The sequence below is a fragment of the Nakamurella endophytica genome, assembly GCF_014646215.1.
Taxonomy (GTDB): Bacteria; Actinomycetota; Actinomycetes; order Mycobacteriales; family Nakamurellaceae; genus Nakamurella; species Nakamurella endophytica.
On sequence record NZ_BMNA01000001.1, the window covers coordinates 576129 to 597037 of the forward strand.

The window sequence follows — 20909 nt, forward strand, 5'->3', positions numbered from 1 at the left end:
CGCCGGCTTCGTCGCCCTGATCATCGCGGTCTGCGCCGTCGTCGGCGTGGTCACCGAGGTGTTCCTGAGCAAGTACCTGGTGCAGCAGGTGGACACCCGGCTCAACTCGACCGTGCAGCGGCGCGGACCCGGCGACGACGGCGCACCGCCCAGGACGTCGCCGTCGGCCACGGCCCTGCCGGCACCGGAGTGCACCACCCAGGCCGGCCCGTACGGCCGGCAGCCGGACGACAGCATCTTCGCGGTCGTCCAGGACGGCGAGGTGACCGGAGCGGTGCTGCGCAGGAGCTTCGGCACCTGCTCCGTGCTGACCGCCGCGCAGGCCGCCCCGCTCGTCGGGATCCGGATCGGCTCCCCCCCGCAGACGGTCGACCTCGGCGACTTCGGCAGCTTCCGGGTCGTCGCCCGGGCGGCGGGTGACGAGACGCTGGTCAGCGCCCTGTCGCTGTCCGAGGTCTCCGACACCCAGGTACGACTGGCGGTCATCATGGCGGCGGTGATGGGCGGCGCGCTGCTCGCCGGCGGCGGCGCCGTGTTCTGGATCGTCCGCCGGTCGGTCCGCCCGCTCGAGCGGGTGGCCGCGACCGCGCGGCAGGTGTCGACGCTGCAGCTGGCCCGCGGCGAGGTCGACCTGTCGGTGCGGGTCCCGGAGCGGGACACCGACCGGCGGACCGAGATCGGCCAGGTCGGCGCCGCGTTGAACCAGATGCTCGGCCACGTCTCCAGCGCGCTGGAGTCCCGGCACGCCTCGGAGACCCGGGTCCGGCAGTTCGTCGCCGACGCCTCGCACGAGCTCCGCACGCCGCTCGCGGCGATCCGGGGGTATGCCGAACTCGCCCGCCGCGGCGAGCACGACCCCGGTGCCGTGGCGCACGCCCTGCGCCGCGTCGAGTCCGAGTCGGCCCGGATGACGACGCTCGTCGAGGACCTCTTGCTGCTGGCCCGGCTGGACTCCGGCCGGCCGCTGGCCGGCGAGGAGGTCGACCTGACCATGCTGGTCGTCGACCGGGTCTCCGACGCCCGGGTCGCCGGTCCCGACCACCGCTGGCAGCTCGATCTGCCCGACGAGCCGGTCACTGTCGTCGGTGACGGCGCGCGGCTGCACCAGGTGCTGGCCAACCTGCTGGCCAACGCGCGCACGCACACCCCGCCCGGCACCACGGTGGTCACCGGGCTGCGGGCCGTGCCGGACGGCGTGCTGCTCACCGTCACCGACGACGGTCCCGGCATCCCGGCCGAGCTGCAGCCGGAGATCTTCAACCGGTTCGTCCGCGGCGACTCGTCCCGCTCCAGGGCGGCGGGGTCGACGGGGCTCGGGCTGGCCATCGTGGCCGCGGTGATCGCCGCGCACGGCGGCGCGGTCTCCGTCGAGAGCCGGCCCGGTCGGACCCAGGCCCGGGTCTGGTTGCCGGACATCGCATCCGGCGCGACGGAGGCCGCGACGGTGCCCGCGGCCGCGCGGCAGGACGCCGGCCGCGCCGGCTGATCGGGCACCGCCGGCCGCGCCGGCTGATCCGAAGCCACAGCACGGCCACAGTCCGGGCCGCGAGGCGGCACAGCGCTGCGGCCGACCGTCGTGGACATGACGATCGACCTGCTGCCCGACGCCGGCCCCGCGCCCCACGACCCCGCCGCCGCCCTGCCGGCCGGCGCCGACCGCACGGACCTCGCCACCCCGGTGCTGTCGGTGGACGTCGTCGTCCCGGTGTACAACGAGGAGGTCGACCTGGCCCCTGCCGTGCGCAGGCTGCACCGCTACCTGTCCGGCACGCTCCCGTACAGCTTCCGGATCACCGTGGCCGACAACGCCTCGACCGACGGCACGGCGGCCATCGCCGATCAGCTGGCCGGCGAGTTGCGCCAGGTGCGGGCCCTGCACCTGACGCAGAAGGGCCGGGGCCGCGCCCTCAAGGCGGCCTGGACCGACTCCGACGCCGCGGTGCTCGCCTACATGGACGTCGACCTGTCCACCGACCTGGCCGCCGTGCTGCCGCTCATCGCGCCGCTGCTGTCCGGCCATTCGGACGTCGCCATCGGGTCGCGCCTGGCCCGCGGTTCGCGCGTGGTGCGCGGGCCCAAGCGCGAGTTCATCTCCCGCTGCTACAACCAGATCCTGCGTCGCACCCTGGCGGCGCGGTTCACCGACGCCCAGTGCGGGTTCAAGGCGGTCCGCTCGGACGTGGCCCGGCAGCTGCTGCCGCTGGTGCAGGACGACGGCTGGTTCTTCGACACCGAGCTGCTGGTGCTGGCCGAACGCGCCGGCCTGCGGATCGCCGAGGTGCCGGTGGACTGGGTCGACGACCCGGACTCGCGGGTCGACATCGTCGCGACCGCCGTCGCCGACCTCAAGGGTGTCTGGCGGGTCGGCCGGGCGCTCGCCACCGGTGCGCTGCCGCTGGCGCAGGTCTCGGCACAGCTGGGTAGGGGCGCCCTGGAGCCGGCGACGCCCGGCGTGCCGCCCGGGATGACGCGCCAGCTGGCGCGCTTCGGCGCCATCGGCGTGGCGTCGACGCTGGCGTACCTCGTGCTGTTCCTGCTGCTGCATCCCGTCGTCGGCGCCCAGGCCGCCAACGTCCTGGCGCTGGCCGCCACCGCGGTGGGCAACACGGCCGCCAACCGGCGCTGGACGTTCGGCGTCCGGGAGCGGACCGGAGCGGCACGGCACCAGGCGCAGGGCCTGGGCATCTTCCTGCTCGGGCTGGCCATCACCAGTGGCGCGCTGGCCGTGCTGCGGGCCACCGCGCCCGGCGCGGACCGCACCACGCAGCTCACGGTCCTGGTGCTGGCGAACCTCGCGGCCACCCTGGTGCGGTTCCTGCTCATGCGGGGCTGGATGTTCCGCCGCGGCACCCGCGGCACCCGCCCGACGCGCTGAGCTCGCGCGGCCGGTCCGGACCGTCCCGCACCCGGACCGGGACCGGTCCGCACCCGGTCCGGACCCGCCGCGCGGCGAGGCGGGCGGTCACGCCGGGCAGCCGCAGGTCGTCACGCACGCGCCGCCGGTGGGCGGGCCACCCGGACGGGGCCGCGGCGCGGTGCCGCGGTGACGGGTCGACGCCGTGCCGTGGTACATCCGGGCCGCGGTGGGTACCGGGGGGGCTGACAGACGGCGACCCCACGCCTGGGGACGCCGGCCCGACACCGAAAGGCCCCCGCATGGCCGACTCCACGCGACGCACCCCGGACACCTGGCCCGCGGTCCCGGCGACCACGGATGCCACGGGCCGGGCCGCGGACGGTGTCACGGCGAAGGCCCCGCACGCCGCGACCGGCCCGCAGGACGACACCGTCACCACCGGCATGCGCATCGCCGGGGCCTGGTCATGGCGCTTCCTGGTGGTCGTCGCCGCGGCCGCGGCGCTGTACTGGGCGCTGGGCTACCTGTCCGAGATCACCATCCCGATCACCATCGCGCTGCTGCTGTGCGCCCTGCTCAACCCCGTCAAGCGACTGCTGGTCCGGCACAACTGGAACAACACCCTGGCCACCGTCGTGGTGTTCGTCGGCGGGCTGCTGATCGTCGCCGGCATCATCACGCTGGTCATCGAGCAGTTCGTGGCCGGCTCGTCCGACCTGGCGACGCGGGTCGGCAGCGGTCTCGACACCGTCCAGCGGTGGCTGGTGACGGGGCCGCTGCATCTGTCCCAGTCACAGCTCGACAACTACGTCACCACCATCAAGAACGCGGTGACCGAGAACCGGTCGGCGCTCACCTCGGGGGCGCTGACCACGGCCGGAGCCGTGGGCCGAGTGCTCACCGGCCTGGTGCTGACCCTGTTCATCCTGTTCTTCTTCCTGCGCGACGGGAAGCACATCTGGGACTGGCTCGTCCGGCTGACGCCACGCCGGGCCCGCACCCGGATCCACGGGGCGGCCGAGCGCGCCTGGTGGACGCTCGGCGGGTATGTGCGGGCCACGGTGCTGGTCGCGTTCGTCGATGCGATCGGCATCGGGCTGGGCCTGGTCGTCCTGGGCGTGCCGCTGGCCGTGCCGCTGACCGCGTTCGTGTTCCTGTCCTCGTTCATCCCCATCGTCGGCGCGCTGGTCTCGGGCGTGGTGGCCGTGCTGGTGGCGCTGGTCACCGTCGGACTGGTCAAGGCGATCATCGTGCTGGCCGTCGTCATCGCCGTGCAGCAGCTGGAGGCCCACGTGCTGCAGCCGGTGCTGATGGGGCGCGCTGTGCACATCCACCCGCTCGCCGTCGCGCTGGCCATCGCGTCCGGCGTGATCATCGCCGGCATCCCGGGGGCGCTGCTGGCCGTCCCGATCAGCGCCTGCGCCAACGCGGCCGTGAAGTATCTGGCCGGCCGGGAGACCTCGCCCGCGGACAGCAAGGACCGGGTCGAGCGCGCACTGGAGCGGACGCCGCACGGCTCCCGACCGGTCGGCGCGACGGTGGGCAGCACGGGCAGCACGGGCAGCACGGGCAGCACGGGCAGCACCGCCAGCACCGCCAGCACCGCCAGCACCGCCAGCACCGCCAGCACCGCCAGCACCGCCACGGCACCGCGCGGTGAGGGCGACACCCCGGCGACCGGACGGTCGGGTCGGCGCAAGCGCTGACCCGCCCCGGCGGGCGACCCGCAGCGCTCACAACGGGCGCACAGCGCAGCGCGCGGGGCGACACAGCCCGGGCCCGGAGCGTGGGAACCGCCGGCGCGAACCGTCGCCGGCTCCCCCGCCGCGCGAAGGATCGAACCCATGCCCGCTGCGCCCGCGCTCGACGCCCCGCTCGTCGCTCCCCCGGCGGCCGCCCGCCCGCCGGCCGCCGACCCGTCACCGGCTCCGCCGCGACGCCGGTGGTCCCGGCTGGCGCTGGGCCGCCCGGAGGACCCCCGCTGGGCACGTCCCGCCCTGTGGCTGCTGCTGGTCGCCACGGCCGCCCTCTACCTGGTCGACCTGTCCGCCTCCGGCTACGCCAACGACTTCTACGCCGCGGCGGTCAAGTCGGGCACCGAGTCCTGGAAGGCCTGGCTGTTCGGGTCGCTGGACGCCGGCAACTCGATCACCGTCGACAAGCCGCCGGCCTCGCTGTGGCTCATGGTGCTGTCCGCCCGGATCCTCGGGTTCTCGTCGTTCTCGCTGCTGCTGCCGCAGGCCCTGATGGGCGTCGGCACCGTCGCGGTGCTCCACGCGGCCGTGCGCCGGTGGTCCGGGCACGCTGCCGGGCTGGTGGCCGGTGCACTGGTCGCCCTCACCCCGGTGGCCGCCCTGATGTTCCGCTTCGACAATCCCGACGCCCTGCTGGTGCTGCTCATGACGGTCGCGGCGTACTGCGTCGTGCGGGCCGTCGAGGGCGCTCCGTCCCGGCGCCGTCCCGGCGCCACCACCGCGCTGCGCTGGCTCGTCCTGGCCGGCACCGCCCTCGGGTTCGCCTTCCTGACCAAGATGCTGCAGGGCCTGCTGGTTCCGCCAGGCTTCGGTCTCGCGTACCTGGTCGCCGGCCGGCCGCGGCTGGGCCGGCGGCTGCTGCACCTGGTCGCTGCTGCCGGCGCCCTGGTGGTCTCGGCCGGCTGGTTCGTCGCGCTGGTCGCGGTGTGGCCGGCGGACTCCCGCCCGTACATCGGCGGCTCCACCGACAACTCGCTGTGGGAGCTGGCCATCGGCTACAACGGCCTCGGCCGCATCCTCGGCGGGTCCGGCAACGGCGGCGGAGGCGGGGGCGGCGGCTTCGGCGGTGGCCAGAACGTCGGTTTCGGCGGCGCCACGGGCATCACCCGGATGTTCGGAACAGCCTTCGGCACGGAGATCTCCTGGCTGCTGCCGGCGGCACTGGTCGCGCTGGTGGCCGGTGTCTGGTTCACCCGCCGGGCGTCGCGCACCGACCGCATCCGGGCGGCGTTGCTGATCTGGGGCGGCTGGGTCGTGGTCACCGCGCTGGTGCTGTCGTTCATGCAGGGCACCGTGCACCCCTACTACGCGGTCGCGCTGGCCCCGGGCATCGCGGCGACCGTCGCGGTCGCCGGCCGCGAGCTCTGGCACGGTCGGGCCGCACACCTGGCCCGCGGCGCCCTGGCGCTGATGATCGCCGCCACCGCGGCGTGGTCGTTCTACCTGCTGGGTCGGGATGCCGCCGGATGGCTGCCATGGTTGCGCTGGGTGGTGCTCGTCGGCGGGATGGCCGGCGCCGCGCTGCTCGGCGCGTCCGTCCACCGGCTGCAGCGCTGGGCGGTGGTCGGGCTGCTCGTCGGGTCCATCGCGGCGCTGGGCGCCACCGCGTCCTTCACCGTCGCCACGGCGGCCCAACCGCACACCGGCTCCGTCCCGACGTCCGGGCCGGCCGGCTACGGCAGCGGGGTGGGCGGCCGGATGGGCGGCGTCGGCGCCCGGCCGACCGGCACGCCGCCGGCCGGGGCGACCGCACCCGACGGCACCGACACCGGGAGCACGGGCAGTACCGGCACCGCACCGTCCGGACGCACCGGCGGGTTCGGCAGGGGCGGGTCGACCGACGGCGAGCTCGTCACGCTGCTCGACGCCACCACCACCCGGTGGTCGGCCGCGGTGATCGGCGACCAGTCGGCCGCGGGCTACATCCTGTCGACCGACACCGCGGTCATGGCCATCGGGGGCTGGAGCGGCAGCGACGACTCGCCGACGCTGGCCCAGTTCCAGCAGTACGTGGCGAGCGGGCAGATCACCTATTTCGTCGCCGGCGGCGGCCGGGGCGGCGGGATGGGCGGGCAGGGCGGCACTTCCGTCGGTGCGCAGATCACCGCCTGGGTGCAGCAGCACTACACGGCCACCACGGTCGGCTCGGTGACCGTCTACGACCTGACGAAGCCTGCGAGCTGACGTCCGGGAGGTTCCTGCGGCCCGGCCCCACGCGGGTCGGGCCGCACGGCCGTCCGCCGTCGCCGGACGGGAGCTCGCCCGACGCGCCCGGATCCGGTGAGAATCGCCTTGACCCTGACGTGACGTCAGGCTGCACCGTGGTCGATGCCCGGGCCGACGGCCCGGGGATCTCCCTGGTAGGACTCGAGAGGGGGCGGCATGGGCTGGACGGTCGGCCAGGTGGCGCAGCTGGCGGGCGTGTCGGTCCGCACGCTGCACCACTACGGCCGCATCGGCCTGCTCCCGCCGGCCGACCGCAGTGGCACCGGATACCGCGTGTACACGGAGGCGCAGCTGGACCGGCTGCGGCACATCCTGTTCTACCGCGAGCTCGGGTTCCCGCTGGAGGAGATCGCGACCATCCTGGACGACCCGGGCACGGACACCCGTGCCCACCTCCGCCGGCAGCGCGAGCTGCTGGCGGACCGGATCGCCCGCCTGGAACGGATGGTCGCCACCGTCGACAAGGAACTGGAGGCACACGTCATGGGCGTCCACCTGACCCCGCAGGAGCGGTTCGAGCTGTTCGGGCCGAACTACTCGGCCGACTACGAGACCGAGGCCGGACAGCGGTGGGGCGACACCGAGGCCTGGCGGCAGTCGCAGCAGGCGGTGAGCGGCTTCACCAAGGCGGACTGGATCGAGGTCAAGCGCTCGGGCGACGACCTGAACCGGCGGATGGCGCAGGCGCTGGCGGACGGCGTCGGCCCGGACAGCGAGGCGGCGACGGACCTGGCCGAGGAGCACCGCGCGCAGATCGGCCGGTTCTACGACTGCTCGTACGCCATGCATCGCGGGCTGGGCGACATGTACCTGCAGGACGAACGGTTCACCCGCACGTACGAGTCCGTCGCGCCGGGCCTGGCCCGGTGGCTCCGGGACGCGATCCACGCCAACGCCGACCGGCGAGAGCCGGCGGCCGGCTGACCGGCGGTCGGGGCGGGGCCGGCCGACGAACCCGGGGGGCTGCCCGACCGCCCGTCACGCCGGGTCGACGATCACCACCTGCAGGTTCCGCGGGCCGTGCACGCCCTCGACCCGGGACAGCTCGATGTCGCTGGTGGCGGACGGGCCGGAGATCATGGTCAGCGGCCGGGTGGGCTCCAGCAGGGCCACGGTCTCCGGCCAGGTCTGCACCACCTGCTCGGCCCGCAGCACCACCACGTGCCGGTCCGGGATCAGCGTGATCACCCGCCGGCCCTGGTCCGGCTCGCCGTCCAGGACGATCGTCCCGGTCACCGCGCAGGCCACCCGGGCTGCGGTGACCACCGCGTCGATCCGGTCCAGCGCGACGGCGGACAGCGGCTCCGGTCGGCCGTCCACCACCACCTCCGGCGCATCGGGTGCGGCGGTGTCCACCGTGCCGTCCGGCAGTCCGGGCGGGACGACGACCGACCGGGCGTCGCCCAGCGCGGTGCGCACCGCCCGGGCGACGTCCGCGGCGGCGCACCGGTGCACGGTGGCCCGGTAGTCCTCGAGCCGGTCCACCAGCACGTCGAGCACGGCGGGCGAGCCGGGCGGCTGGTCGCCGGTGCGGCGGTAGCGGCGCGGCACGCCGTCGACCGCCAGGTCCGGACCGTCCCCCTCCAGCGGGACACAGCCGCCGGCCAGCGGCGCACCGGCGGCGACCGCGGCGCGGATCCGGCCCAGCATCTCCTCCCGGGTGCTCACGGCCGGTCCCCGCCGTCGGCGGCCGGGCGCGGCGCCGGGGTCCCGGCGATCGGCGGGTTCCCGGCGTCCGGGCCGGCGTCGTCGTCGCCGCGGGTCCGGGCCCACCACTGCCGGAACGTCTCCGCCGGGGGCGCCGGCAGGTCGCGGCTGCGCGTCCACCGGGACAGCGGGAACGGCAGCCGGGAGATCCGGCCGCGCCGCCCGGCGACCAGACGCCCCGCACGGGAGGCGGTCTCGGCCACCGACCAGCGCCGCTCGCCCGACATCACCCACGACGCGGCCTTCATCGCGGCGGCCCAGCCGTCCGGCACACCACCCCGTCCGGCATCCACCGCCCGGCCGCGCAACTCGACCAGCATGCTGGGGATGTCGATCTTGACCGGGCAGGCGTCGAAGCAGGCGCCGCACAGCGTCGAGGCGTACGGCAGGGTGGCGTTGACGTCGTGCCCGCCGGTCAGCCCGGTCAGCTGCGGGGTCAGCACCGCTCCGATCGGGCCCGGATACACGGACCCGTACGCGTGCCCGCCGGCGCGCTCGTAGACCGGGCAGACGTTCAGGCACGCCGAGCACCGGATGCAGTGCAGGGCGGTCCGGCCCAGGCTGTCGGCCAGGGCGTTGGTCCGCCCGTTGTCCAGCAGCACCAGGTGGAACTCCTGCGGCCCGTCGCCGGGTGTCACGCCCGTCCACAGCGAGGTGTACGGGTTCATCCGCTCGCCGGTGGACGATCGCGGCAGCAGCTGCAGGAACACCTCCAGGTCGCCGAAGGAGGGCAGCAGCTTCTCGATACCCATGACGGTGATCAGGGTCTCGGGCAGCGTCAGGCACATCCGGCCGTTGCCCTCGGACTCCACCACCGCCAGCGTGCCGGTCTCGGCGATCGCGAAGTTGGCCCCGGACACGGCGACCTTGGCCGAGAGGAACTTGCGCCGCAGGTGTTCCCGCGCCGCCATGGCCAGAACCCGCGGCTCGTCGGTCAGCGCGGGCGGGACGTCGGCCATCCGCTCCAGGAAGATCTGCCGGATCTCGGCCCGGCCCCGGTGGATCGCCGGAACCAGGATGTGCGACGGCTTGTCGCCGGCCAGCTGCACGATCAGCTCGGCCAGGTCGGTCTCGATGGCGGCGATGCCCTGCTCGGCCAGGTGCTCGTTGAGCCCGATCTCCTGGGTGGCCATCGACTTGACCTTGATGACCTCGTCGGCGCCGGTCCGCCGGATCAGGTCGGTGACGATGGCGTTGGCCTCGGCGGCGTCGGCGGCCCAGTGCACCACGCCGCCGCGCGCGGTCACCGCCGATTCGAGCTGCTCCAGCAGCTCGGGCAGCCGCGCCATGACGTCCGCCTTGACCGCGGACCCGGTGTCCCGCAGGTCCTCCCAGTCCGCCACCTCGGAGACCACGTGCTCCCGCTTGGCGCGGATCGTCGTCGTCGCCCGGCGCAGGTTGCGACGCAGCACCGGGTCGCGGACCGCATCGGCGGCCGCGGCCGGGAAGGGCCGGCTGCCGCGTAGCGGGTCCTCGTCGTCCGGACCGGCGAGCCGCCGGGTCGGGACCCCCAGGAACGTCGTCACACCGTCACACTCCCCGCCACCTCGTCGCGCGTGGACGCCAGGATCTGCGCCAGGTGCACCGTCCGGACCCCGGTGCGCAGCCGGGTCAGCCCGCCGCCGATGTGCAGCAGGCAGGACGAGTCGCCCGCCGTGCAGACCTCCGCCGAGGTCGACAGCACCCGCGACATCTTGTCCGCCAGCATGGCCGTCGAGACGTCGGAGTTCTTCAGGGCGAAGGTGCCGCCGAAACCGCAGCAGGACTGCGCGTCCGGCAGCTCGACCAGATCGATGCCCTCGACGGCGCGCAGCAGCTGCAGCGGCTTGTCGCCCACCCGCAGCATGCGCAGCGAGTGGCACGTCGGGTGGTAGGTCACCCGGTGCGGGTAGTAGGCCCCGACGTCGATCACCCCGAGCACGTCCACCAGCAGCTCGGACAGCTCGTACGTCCGCCCGGCCAGCTCCTCCGCACGGCCGGCCAGCGACTCGTCGCCGGACCGCCGGGCCACCATCGCCTGCTGGTGCCGCACCGACCCCACGCACGACCCGGACGGCGCCACCGCGACGTCGAACTCGGCGCGCTCGAACGTCTCGACGTGCTGGCGCACCACCGGCAGCGCCTCGGCCAGATAGCCGGTGTTGACGTGCATCTGGCCGCAGCAGACCTGCTCGGTCGGGAACACCACCCGGTGCCCGAGCCGCTCCAGCAGCCGCACGACCGACCGGTCGACGTCCGGGAACAGCGCGTCGGCGATGCACGTGGCGATGAGCGCGATCCTCACCGGGCCGCCTCGGTCGCGCTGCGCGGCTGGAAGGTCCGCAGCTCCTGGGTGCCCCGGACCAGCGCCCGCAGGTCGGCCAGCGACCCGGTCAGCACGCCCTGCGCCCTGGCCTGCACCAGCACGTTGCCCAGCGCGGTGGCCTCGACCGGCCCGGCCACCACCGGCAGTCCGGCGGCGTCCGCGGTGAGCTGGCACAGCAGGCTGTTGCGGGCTCCGCCGCCGACGAGGTGCACGACCGACACGGTACGGCCGGACAGCCGGGCGGCGTCCCGGACCGCCCGGGCGAAGGCCGTCGCCAGGCTGTCCAGCACGCTGCGCACCACCTCCGGCGCCGACGCCGGAACCGGCTGCCCGGCCTCGCCGCACAGCCGGGCGATCCGCTGCTGCATGGGCCCCGGCGGCAGCAGGGACAGGTCGTCCACGTCGAACACCGGACCACCCGGCGGCACCGCGGCCGCGGCCTCCAGCAGCGGGGCTAGCTCGGCCGGCCGACCGCGGTCGCGCCACTCGCGCAGGCACTCGGACAGCACCCACAACCCCATGACGTTGCGCAGGTAGCGGACCGTGCCGTCGACGCCGGCCTCGTTGGTGAAGTTGGCGGCCCGGCTGTCCTCGGTGAGCACCGGCGCCGAGAGCTCGATGCCGGCCAGACCCCAGGTGCCGCAGGCGATGTACGCGAAGTCCTCGCCCTCGGCGGGCACCCCGACGACGGCCGAGGCGGTGTCGTGCGAACCGACGGCGGTCCAGCGCACGTCGGGCGACAACCCGGTGGCCGCCGCCACCTCCGCGGTGATCGGGGCGACGTCGGTGCCGGGCTCCCGGAGCGGGCCGAGCAGGTCCGCCGAGACCCCGGCCAGCTCCAGCAGTCCCCGGTCCCAGTCCCGGCGCACCGGGTCGAGCAGGTTGGTGGTCGAGGCGATGGTCAGCTCCGTGGTGCGCACGCCGGTGAGCCAGTAGCCGAACAGGTCCGGCATCAGCAGCAGCCCGGACGCCTGCGGCAGCAGCGCCGAGCGCTCGGCGCGCAGCTGGTAGACCGTGTTGATCGCCATCCGCTGCAGCCCGGTGCGCCGGTACAGGTCGGCCGGCGGCACCTCGTGGTCCAGCTCCTCGGGCAGCCCGATCGTGCGGCCGTCGCGGTAGTGCCGGGGGTTCGCCAAGAGGTCGCCGCGGGCGTCGAGCAGGCCGTAGTCCACGCCCCAGGTGTCGATCCCGACGCTGTGCACGTCCCCGGCCAGCGACAGACCGTGCAGCACGTCCAGCCACAGGCCCAGCGCGTCCCAGTAGAACTTGCCGCCGAGCGGCACCGCACCGTTGCGGAAGCGGTGCAGCTCGGTGAGCTCGAGCCGGTGCGGGTCGACGGCCGCGGCCATCACCCGGCCGCTCGACGCTCCGAGGTCGACCGCGGCGAACCGGGTCACGCCCACCACCGCCGCTGGGGGTCCGTCCGTGCCGACACGCGGTCGAGCATGCCTGCGAAGGGGCCGCCGCGTACAGCCGCGAGCCGGACACGCCGGCAGGGAAACCGGTGTCGACGCCCAACGCAAGCGTCCGCCGGCGCCACCGAAACCGGACCGGGGACGCCGGTCGATGCGCGCTGCCGGTCAGGACGGCTGCCGGTCAGGGAGGCTGCCGGTCAGGGAGGCAGCGGGTCAGGGCGGCAGCGGGTCAGGGCGCCAGCCGGTCAGGGCGCCAGCCGGCCAGAGAGCGAGCCGGTCAGGGCGCGCTGCCGGCCACCGGCGCCTGGTCCTGCAGGCGCTCCAGGACGGCCGGGTCCTGCAGCTCCATCCACGCGATGACGTCCTGGTAGGTGGCGCAGACCGTCTCCGGCCGGCCGCAGTAGTCCTGCATGAAGCTGCGCACGGCCGGGTTGAAGGCGTTGCCGTTCCAGTTGTTGAAGTGGTTGGCCACCAGCAGGGGCGCCCGGTTGCCGGCGAACGTCTGCTCGTACAGGTAGGTGTAGGTCCGGTACACCTTGTCGCGCAGCTGTTTCTCGGTGCCGGGCTGGGTGCGGCCGCCGTTGAACTTGACCCACATGTTGTAGTCCATGTTCACGACCATCCCGCCGAACCCGGGCGAGTAGACGTACGGCATCGCGAACTCCCAGATGCCGTCGGTCCGCACCGGCCAGGAGACGCCCGCGGCCGGCGCGTTCACCGAGCTGTCGTAGGTCAACCCGTGCCGCTTCCAGGCGGGGACCAGCTGGTCCCACGTGCCCTCCAGGCACTGCGTGCGCCCGCCCTTGATGCTGGACGTCGGCACGGTCAGCGTCGGCAGCGCCACGCCCGGGTTGTTCTGCCGGTACCGGGTCAGGAAACCGAAGAACTGGTCCAGCTCGCTGTTCCAGTCCGCGGTCGACCACGCGTCGGCGCTCGGTTCTGCCCCGGAGCAGAAGTGCCCGTTGTAGTGCGTGCCGATCTCGTGGCCGGTGGCGTAGGCGGTGTTGAGGTCGCCGACCAGGGTGGCGACCTCCTGCGGCGTGCCGCCGAACCCGACCGACGACTTGCCCGGCGCGTGCCCGGGACCGGTGTAGCGCTCCCGGTTGTCGTCGGCGAGCAGGTACAGGCCGGTCAGGAAGCCGGTGAAGCGGGCGTCGACGGTCTCGGCGGTGGCCAGGAACTCCTGCCACTTGGTGTGCGACCCGGCGCCGTCGAACGAGAAGATCACGAACTGCGGCGGCTTCTCGCCGGGCCGCAGCTTGCGCATCGGGACGTTGGAGGCGGGCCGGGCACCCGCGGAGGCCGTGCCCTGGCCGCCCGCGGTGGCGCCGGCCGCGGGCACGGGGGACCCCTGGGACGACGCCGACCCGGCAGCACCCGCCGACGCCGTCTTGGACGGGCCGGTGCCGGACGAGGTGGCCCGACCCGACGGCCGCGCCGGACCCGCCACCCCGGGCACCGTGGTGTGCTCGGTCACGGTGACCTCGGCGGCGCCGGTGACGGGACCCCCGCGGGCCACCAGCACACCGGTGACCGCGGTGAGGATCAGCACCGCCACCAGGACGGCGATCTGTCGGGGTCTCATCGTCCTCCTGCTGCTCCGGGCCCGCGGCCGGCCGGACGCCGCCGCTCACCGACCCCAGCAGGTGAGAGGTCAACGGCAGGTAAAGGCGGTGGGTCCCTCCAGCGTGACATCCGCCGACCTCCCCGCGCCGCCGCCACGCCCGTGGCCGGGGCGGCGGGCGGGGAGCGCCGTCGTCCGGCCGCCGTCCGACCAGTAGATTGCAGCCACGCCTCGCGGACAGCGCCGATCCACGGCGGAGATCCGCTGGGCACCCCGGCACCAGGCGCAAAGGCGGTCTTCCCATGTCCGAGTCCCCGGCGGCGACCCGCCCCACGGGCACGATCAGCTACGACGGCAGCCAGCTGGAGCTGCCGGTGGTGCCGGCGACCGAAGGAGCCTCCGGCCTCAACATCTCCAAGCTGCTGTCGACCACCGGGATGGTGACCCTGGACCCGGGGTACACCAACACCGGCTCGACCACGTCGGCGATCACCTACATCGACGGCGACGCCGGGATCCTGCGGTACCGCGGCTACCCGATCGAGCAGCTCGCGGAGTCGTCGTCGTTCCTCGAGGTCAGCTACCTGCTCATCTACGGCGAGCTGCCGACCGCGGAGCAGCTGGACGCCTGGGTGTCGCGGATCAGCCGGCACACCCTGCTGCACGAGGACCTCAAGCGGTTCTTCGACGGCTTTCCGCGCGACGCCCACCCGATGCCGGTGCTCTCCAGCGCCGTCTCGGCGCTGTCGACCTTCTACCAGGACTCGCTCGACCCGTTCGTCGCCGAGCAGGTGGAGCTGTCCACGGTCCGGCTGCTGGCCAAGCTGCCGACGATCGCGGCGTACTCGCACCGCAAGACCATGGGGCAGCCCCTGCTGTACCCGGACAACTCGCTCGGCCTGGTCGAGAACTTCCTGCGGATGTCGTTCGGCTTCCCGGTCGAGCCCTACGAGATCGACCCCAAGCTGGTCAAGGCGCTCGACCTGCTGCTGATCCTGCACGCCGACCACGAGCAGAACTGCTCGACGTCCACGGTGCGGCTCGTCGGCTCGGCCCACGCCAACCTGTTCGTCTCGGTCGCCGCCGGCATCAACGCGCTGTTCGGGCCGCTGCACGGCGGGGCCAACGAGGCGGTGCTGCAGATGCTCGGCGGCATCCGGGACAGCGGCGGCGACATCGCGACGTTCGTCCGGCGGGTCAAGGACAAGGAGCCCGGCGTCAAGCTGATGGGCTTCGGTCACCGGGTCTACAAGAACTACGACCCGCGCGCGGCGATCGTCAAGCGCACCGCGGACAGCATCCTGGCCGACCTCGGGGGCGACGACCAGCTCCTCGACCTGGCCAAGCAGCTCGAGGAGGTCGCCCTGTCGGACGACTACTTCATCGAGCGCAAGCTGTACCCGAACGTCGACTTCTACACCGGTCTGATCTACAAGGCGATGGGCTTCCCGAGCCGGATGTTCACCGTGCTGTTCGCCCTCGGCCGGCTGCCCGGCTGGATCGCCCAGTGGCGGGAGATGATCAACGACCCGGCCACGAAGATCGGCCGGCCGCGCCAGGTGTACACCGGGCACGGCGAGCGCGCCTTCGTGCCGGTGGGCGAGCGCTGAGCCGCCGCGGGGCGCAGCGGCAGCGGCCGCCCGGCCGGCGCCGGACCGGCACCGGACGACCTGCCCGGCAGCAGCCGCCCGGCCGGGGCTGAGCCGGCGCCGGACCGCTGCCAGGTGTGGCTGTCGGTGGTCCGGGGCAGGGTGGAGGCATGAGCCACCCCGCCTCCCCGACGGTCTTCTGGTTCCGCCGCGACCTGCGGCTGGACGACCAGCCGGCGCTGTGCGCCGCCGCCCAGGGCGCGCCGGGCGTCGTCGGCCTGTTCGTCGCGGACGACGCGCTGCTGCAGCCGTCCGGGGCGCCGCGCCGGGCATTCCTGGCCGGCTCCCTGGCGGCGCTCGACGAGCGGATGGGCGGCCGGCTGCTGGTGCTGCACGGCCGGCCGGAGACGGTGGTGCCGCGGGTGGCGGCCGCCGTCGGCGCCGCCGCGGTGCACGCCGCCGCCGACTTCGGCCCCTACGGCCGCCGGCGGGACCAGGCCGTCGAGCAGGCGCTGGCCGAGCAGCAGATCGAGTTCGTCCGCACCGGCTCGGCGTACGCGGTGGCGCCCGGCCGCGTCCGCAAACCCGACGGCACGCCGTACTCGGTGTTCGCCCCGTTCCACCGCGTCTGGTTGCAGCACGGCTGGCGCGCCCCGGCAACGAGCGCGGCGGGAGTGGCCTTCGTCGATCCGGGCGACGTTCACGCCGGCCGCCGGTACCGCATCGACTCCCTGGCGGCGCCGGTGCCCGCGTCGACGGAGCTCCCGCAGCCGGGCGAGGCCGCCGCGCTGGAGCGCTGGCAGCACTACGTCAGCGGGGTGGCCGGGTACGGGGAGGACCGCAACCGGCCGGACCTGAACCGCACCAGCCGCATGTCGCCGTACCTGAAGTGGGGCTGCATCCACCCCAGGACGATGCTGGCCGACCTGGCCAGGCACCGCTCCGCCGGAGCCGAGGCCTACCGCCGCGAGCTCGGGTTCCGGGAGTTCTACGCCGACGTCCTGCTGCACCACCCCGACTCCCCGCGGGTCTCCCTGGACCCGGTGATCGACCGGCTGCAGTGGGATTCCGGGCCGACCGTCGACCGCTACCTGCAGGCGTGGAAGGACGGCCGGACGGGATTCCCGTACATCGACGCCGGGATGCGCCAGCTGCTGGCCGAGGGCTGGATCCACAACCGGGTGCGGATGGGCGTCGCCTCGTTCCTGATCAAGGACCTGCACCTGGCCTGGCAGATCGGCGCCCGGCACTTCATGCAGCACCTGGTCGACGGGGACGTGGCCTCCAACACCCACGGGTGGCAGTGGGTGGCCGGGTCCGGCTCGCAGGCGCAGCCCTACTACCGGATCTTCAACCCGATCGGCCAGGGTGAGCGGTTCGACCCCGACGGCGACTACGTGCGCCGCTACGTGCCCGAGCTGGCCGGCGTCCCCGGCAAGGCCGTGCACCGGCCGTGGGACCTGCCGGGCGGGCTCCCGGACGGGTACCCGGCGCCGATCGTCGACCACGCCGCCGAGCGGGCCGAGTCGCTGCACCGCTGGGAGCAGCGGACGTAGCGGCCGGACGACCCGGACGCGGGGCTCGTGGCCGGCCGGCTGCCTAGAGGCCGACCGGCTGCAGACCCCACGACCCGGACCAGGACCCACCCGGCTCCAGCCACAGCAGGTCGCGGTGGTTGTTCAGGGCATCGGCCGGGCAGGTCATCGGCTCCATGGCCACCGCGACCCGCTGGTCCGGCAGCCCCGGTCCGGGGAAGTTGTCCGGCGTGTACACCTGCACCCAGCGGAACACCTCGTCCGCCCAGAGGACCAGCGCCGTGCCGTCCGGCGCCGACAGCCGGTGGCGCACCCTGCCGTCCTCGACGGTCAGGTCGGAATAGGCGGTGTCCAGCCGCACGTCGCCCGCCCGGACCCCGCCGCGCAGGTCCACCTCCGAACCCTCGACCGGCTCGAAGCCGCGCGGGATCATCCGCGCGTCCGGCACCGCCCTGGTCCGGGCGTCGACGGTGATCACCAGGTCGGCCGCGGGCACGTCGCCCACCCGCAGGTACGGGTGCGCGCCGACGCCGAACGGCAGCGCGGTGTCGCCCGGGTTGTGCAGCCGGTGCGTCACCTGCAGGCCGTCGTCGGTGAGGGCGTAGGTGACCGAGGTGTCGAGCACGAACGGCCAGCCGTGCTGCGGGTAGACCGTCGCCGCCAGCGTCACCGACGACTCGGTGTGCGCGGTGACCGTGTAGGCGGTGTTCCGCAGCAGGCCGTGGGTGGCGTTGCCCTTGGTGGGGTCGGTCAGGTCGAGCTGCTGGTCCCGCCCGTCGTGCTCCCACCGTCCGCCGGCCACCCGGTTCGGCCACGGCACCAGCACCATCCCGCAGCCCATCGGCGACACCAGGTCGTCCGGCCACGTCTCCGTGCACGCCCGGTCCCCGACCCAGAAGCCGCGCAGCACGGCCGCCACCTGCCCGACCTGCGCGCGCAGCCGGTCCCGGGTGATGACGTACTGCTGGCCGCTCGCCGGCCGGCCGGCGGTCACCCCTGCACCCCGCGGGTGAAGCCGGACAGCGCGCGACCGAACTGCAGCAGGCGCTGCATCTGCGCCAGCCCGCCGTCGGTGACCGACTTGGAGAACCGGTAGGTCTCCACGTACTGCACGCTGCGGGTCTCGTTGGCCTCGGTCAGCTCGGTCATCGAGCGCTCCGGCGTCTGCGTGGACAGGTAGAGCAGCACGGCGTGCATGGACCTTGAGCCGTCGGGCTCCGCGCGGAACCGGTGCCGCAGCCCCTGGTCGACGATGGCGGTGAGCGGGATGGTGCGCACCGACGACGAGAACATCAAGCCCTGCGGGTTCTCCTCGTCGGCCTCGTCGTCACCGTGCCAGAGGATCAGCCGGTGCCCGTCGCTGACCGCGACCTCCTGCCACAGCGACTCCCCCCACTCCTGCGGTGTCGCCACCCGCTCGCAGGTGAAGACCCGGACGTCCTTGGGGTCGACGACCCCGTACAGCGCCTCGAGGGCGGCGTCGGCGTCGCGGACGTAGGCCCGGACCGCGTCGTCCAGGCGCTGGTACGGCGCCCAGTCCTCCGGTGTGTGCGTGGGTGGGAACAGCATCCGACGACCTCCTCGGTGGCGAGCCGGCGGGCCGGCTGCGGAGCACAGGGACCGATCCTGCCCCATCCCGGCCGGCCGCTCCCCGGCGCACCGGGAGCCGGCGGCCGGGCACCGGGGTGCCGGGCGGTGCGGCCCACCGCCCGGCACGGTGCAGGAGTAGACAGGGAGGCGGCCGCGCGCGGCCCCGCTCCAGGCCGGACGAGGCGAGGGAGGCGACATGAGCGAACCGCTGGGGACCGTCCCCGACGAGGACGCGACCCCGGACCCGGACTCCCCCGAGGGTCTGGGCAGGGCGGCGTCGCCGGTCACCGACGCCGCCGTGCAGCGCAGCCGGGAGCCCTTGTCCCGCCGTCTGGTCCTGGTCAACGCGGTGGGCCTGATCGACGAGGAGGGCCTCGCGGCGCTGACCATGCGCCGGCTCGGCGCCCGGCTCGGCGTCGAGGCCATGGCCCTGTACCGCTACGTCACCGGCCGGGAGGACCTGCTCGACGGCATCGTCGAGCTGCTCGTCGACGACCTGTACGGCGATCCGGACGTGCACATGGAGGCCGACGTCTGGCAGGAGTACCTGCAGCGGCTCGCCCACGGTGTCCGCCGGCTGGCCCTGGCGCACCCGCTGGTGTTCCCGGTCGTCGCGACCCGGCCGCCGGCCGCCCCCTGGGTCCGGCCGCCGCTGCGCAGCCTGCGGTGGATGGAGTCCTTCCTGGAGCAGCTGCAGCGGTCCGGGTTCTCCGACTGGGCTGCGGTGGAGTCCTACCGGGCGTTCAGCAGCTTCCTGCTGGGCCACCTGCTGCTCGAGGTGTCGGCGCGGGGCGCCGAGATCAGCCCGGTGGAGCAGAACCCGCCGGACACTCCGCGCAGGACGGACCTCAGCTCCTACCCGCGGCTGCAGGCCCTGGAGCCGGAGCTGTCCCAGGACCACTCGGCCGAGGTCTTCGACGAGTCCCTGGAGGCCCTGCTGGACCGGCTCGAGGTCACCCGTCGCACCCGCTGAACCCAGCCCTGCGACGTGACGCGCGCCACATTAGGGGTAGGGTTTACGACGTATCCCAGCGGTCACCATGAGCGGGCGGGTGCACCACCGAGCTCGTCCACCGCGGCCGTCCCGGTCGCACAGCGGGCACACGGGTGTCCCACCGCGGCACCGCAGAGATCCCCGGCAGCATCGGGGACGGATGCGGGACCGCTGTGCCGGATCAGGTTCTCGGACCCGATCCGGCACGTGTAGGACCCGGCGTCGGGGGAACCCACGCCGGTGTAGGACGCGGCGGGCGACCGCCGCGGCGGCGGAGGTCGGCGAGGCCCGACCCGGCGGTGTCGACAGCGTCGAGGAGGAGCACGACCCGATCCGCACGACCCGCCGGCGGACGCGCCGGCCGCCGGACACACGTTCCATCGATCCGTCCCCGCAGTGGACGGACGCCACTACCCAGGAGGAGTGCGCATGAACCCCGAGAGCGACCAGGCTGCGCGACTGCTCGACGACGGAGTCGTCGTCGGCGCCGGCGGCGACGAGCTCGGCAAGGTCGGCCAGGTCTTCGTGGACAACGAGACCGGCCAGCCGACCTGGGTGACGGTCAAGACCGGCTGGTTCGGTGGCAACCAGTCCTTCGTGCCGCTGGATGACGCCAGCATCGAGGGCAACCGCGTCGTGGTGCCCTACGACCAGGACAAGGTCAAGGGCGCACCGAACTTCGCCGAGGACGAGCCGCTGTCCGAGCAGGACGAGGACCGGCTCTACGAGTACTACGGCGTCGGCACCACTTCGACCGCCGGGTACGCCACGGGCGGCACGGCGGCGACCAGCGGCACGGCTGGGTACGAGAGCACCGGCACGGCCGGGTACGAGAGCACCGGCACGGCGGCGGCGACCGGCTACGAGACGACCGCCGGCGCCAGCGGCTTCACCGGCGCCGGCCAGGACGTGTCCGGCCCGAACACCGACGATGCGATGACCCGGTCCGAGGAGCAGCTGCACGTCGGCACCGAGCGGGTGCAGACCGGCCGCGCCCGGCTCCGCAAGTACATCGTGACCGAGCAGCAGTCGGTCACCGTCCCGGTCACCCGCGAGGAGGTCCGGGTCGAGCGCGAGCCGATCACCGAGGCCAACCGCGAGGCAGCGCTCGCCGGCGGCGACCTGACCGAGGAGGAGCACGAGGTCGTCCTGACCGAGGAGCGCCCCGTCGTCTCCAAGGAGACCGTCCCGGTCGAGCGCGTCCGCCTCGGCACCGAGACCGTCACCGACAACCAGCAGGTGAGCGCGGACGTCCGCAAGGAGCAGATCGAGTTCGAGGACCCGACCGGCACCTCCGGGACGACCGGCACCACCACGACCGACCGCTGACCCGCCGGCCGGGCACAGCCCGGTCGCCGGCCACGTCGGCCGAC

16 protein-coding genes are annotated in these 20909 nt (G+C 74.2%); 9 read left to right on the plus strand and 7 right to left on the minus strand.

Annotated elements, in window-relative coordinates:
- The first annotated feature begins 16 nt into the window (after positions 1 to 16).
- The 5 genes from IEY37_RS02520 (at position 17) to IEY37_RS02540 (ending at position 7761) form a co-directional block, all read left to right on the plus strand.
- Complete coding sequence (locus IEY37_RS02520; RefSeq protein ID WP_373298243.1) at positions 17 to 1486, plus strand: sensor histidine kinase; 1470 nt, start codon at positions 17 to 19, stop codon at positions 1484 to 1486.
- A 96-nt stretch (positions 1487 to 1582) separates the two neighbouring features.
- A complete protein-coding gene (locus IEY37_RS02525) occupies positions 1583 to 2875 on the plus strand; it encodes a bifunctional glycosyltransferase family 2/GtrA family protein (RefSeq protein ID WP_188939889.1) in 1293 nt (430 codons plus the stop codon).
- Positions 2876 to 3156: 281 nt separating this feature from the next.
- Positions 3157 to 4563 carry an AI-2E family transporter gene (locus tag IEY37_RS02530; protein WP_229673621.1) on the plus strand — a complete coding sequence of 469 codons (1407 nt, stop codon included), beginning with the start codon at positions 3157 to 3159 and terminating at the stop codon, positions 4561 to 4563.
- A 138-nt stretch (positions 4564 to 4701) separates the two neighbouring features.
- Complete coding sequence (locus IEY37_RS22440) at positions 4702 to 6795, plus strand: glycosyltransferase family 39 protein (RefSeq protein WP_188939890.1); 2094 nt, start codon at positions 4702 to 4704, stop codon at positions 6793 to 6795.
- Positions 6796 to 6993: 198 nt separating this feature from the next.
- Positions 6994 to 7761: a MerR family transcriptional regulator gene (locus tag IEY37_RS02540; RefSeq protein ID WP_188939891.1), complete on the plus strand. Its 768-nt coding sequence runs from the start codon at positions 6994 to 6996 to the stop codon at positions 7759 to 7761.
- Positions 7762 to 7815: 54 nt separating this feature from the next.
- Here the strand turns inward: IEY37_RS02540 and IEY37_RS02545 are convergent, their stop codons facing one another.
- From IEY37_RS02545 to IEY37_RS02565, 5 genes are all read right to left on the minus strand, one after another.
- The gene (locus IEY37_RS02545; RefSeq protein ID WP_229673623.1) at positions 7816 to 8505 is read right to left on the minus strand and encodes a LutC/YkgG family protein; all 690 of its coding nucleotides are present in this window, start codon (positions 8503 to 8505) and stop codon (positions 7816 to 7818) included.
- Entirely contained in the window at positions 8502 to 10070 is a 1569-nt protein-coding gene (locus IEY37_RS02550; protein WP_188939892.1) for a LutB/LldF family L-lactate oxidation iron-sulfur protein, read from the minus strand. The genes IEY37_RS02545 and IEY37_RS02550 overlap by 4 nt, the downstream gene beginning before the upstream one ends.
- Positions 10067 to 10828 (minus strand): (Fe-S)-binding protein, encoded by a 762-nt coding sequence (locus tag IEY37_RS02555; RefSeq protein ID WP_188939893.1) that lies wholly within the window; start codon positions 10826 to 10828, stop codon positions 10067 to 10069. Before IEY37_RS02555 ends, IEY37_RS02550 begins: the two co-directional genes overlap by 4 nt.
- Entirely contained in the window at positions 10825 to 12246 is a 1422-nt protein-coding gene (locus tag IEY37_RS02560; protein WP_229673625.1) for a rhamnulokinase, read from the minus strand. Before IEY37_RS02560 ends, IEY37_RS02555 begins: the two co-directional genes overlap by 4 nt.
- 295 nt (positions 12247 to 12541) lie before the next feature.
- Positions 12542 to 13849, minus strand: a complete 1308-nt coding sequence (locus IEY37_RS02565) for a polysaccharide deacetylase family protein (RefSeq protein ID WP_188939894.1) — start codon at positions 13847 to 13849, stop codon at positions 12542 to 12544.
- A 281-nt stretch (positions 13850 to 14130) separates the two neighbouring features.
- On the opposite strand from IEY37_RS02565, the gene IEY37_RS02570 reads away from it, so the two are divergent.
- Positions 14131 to 15438 carry a citrate synthase gene (locus tag IEY37_RS02570; protein ID WP_188939895.1) on the plus strand — a complete coding sequence of 436 codons (1308 nt, stop codon included), beginning with the start codon at positions 14131 to 14133 and terminating at the stop codon, positions 15436 to 15438.
- A gap of 149 nt (positions 15439 to 15587) precedes the next feature.
- Positions 15588 to 16973: a cryptochrome/photolyase family protein gene (locus IEY37_RS02575; RefSeq protein ID WP_188939896.1), complete on the plus strand. Its 1386-nt coding sequence runs from the start codon at positions 15588 to 15590 to the stop codon at positions 16971 to 16973.
- A gap of 43 nt (positions 16974 to 17016) precedes the next feature.
- Here the strand turns inward: IEY37_RS02575 and IEY37_RS02580 are convergent, their stop codons facing one another.
- Positions 17017 to 17946 carry an aldose 1-epimerase family protein gene (locus IEY37_RS02580; RefSeq protein WP_188939897.1) on the minus strand — a complete coding sequence of 310 codons (930 nt, stop codon included), beginning with the start codon at positions 17944 to 17946 and terminating at the stop codon, positions 17017 to 17019.
- Positions 17943 to 18521 (minus strand): hypothetical protein, encoded by a 579-nt coding sequence (locus IEY37_RS02585; RefSeq protein ID WP_188939898.1) that lies wholly within the window; start codon positions 18519 to 18521, stop codon positions 17943 to 17945. Before IEY37_RS02585 ends, IEY37_RS02580 begins: the two co-directional genes overlap by 4 nt.
- A gap of 217 nt (positions 18522 to 18738) precedes the next feature.
- Between IEY37_RS02585 and IEY37_RS02590 the strand changes: the two genes are divergently transcribed.
- Both IEY37_RS02590 and IEY37_RS02595 read left to right on the plus strand, forming a co-directional pair.
- Positions 18739 to 19515, plus strand: coding sequence for a TetR/AcrR family transcriptional regulator (locus IEY37_RS02590; protein WP_188939899.1), 777 nt, complete (start codon positions 18739 to 18741; stop codon positions 19513 to 19515).
- A gap of 450 nt (positions 19516 to 19965) precedes the next feature.
- Entirely contained in the window at positions 19966 to 20865 is a 900-nt protein-coding gene (locus IEY37_RS02595) for a DUF2382 domain-containing protein (protein ID WP_188939900.1), read from the plus strand.
- Positions 20866 to 20909: the final 44 nt, after the last annotated feature.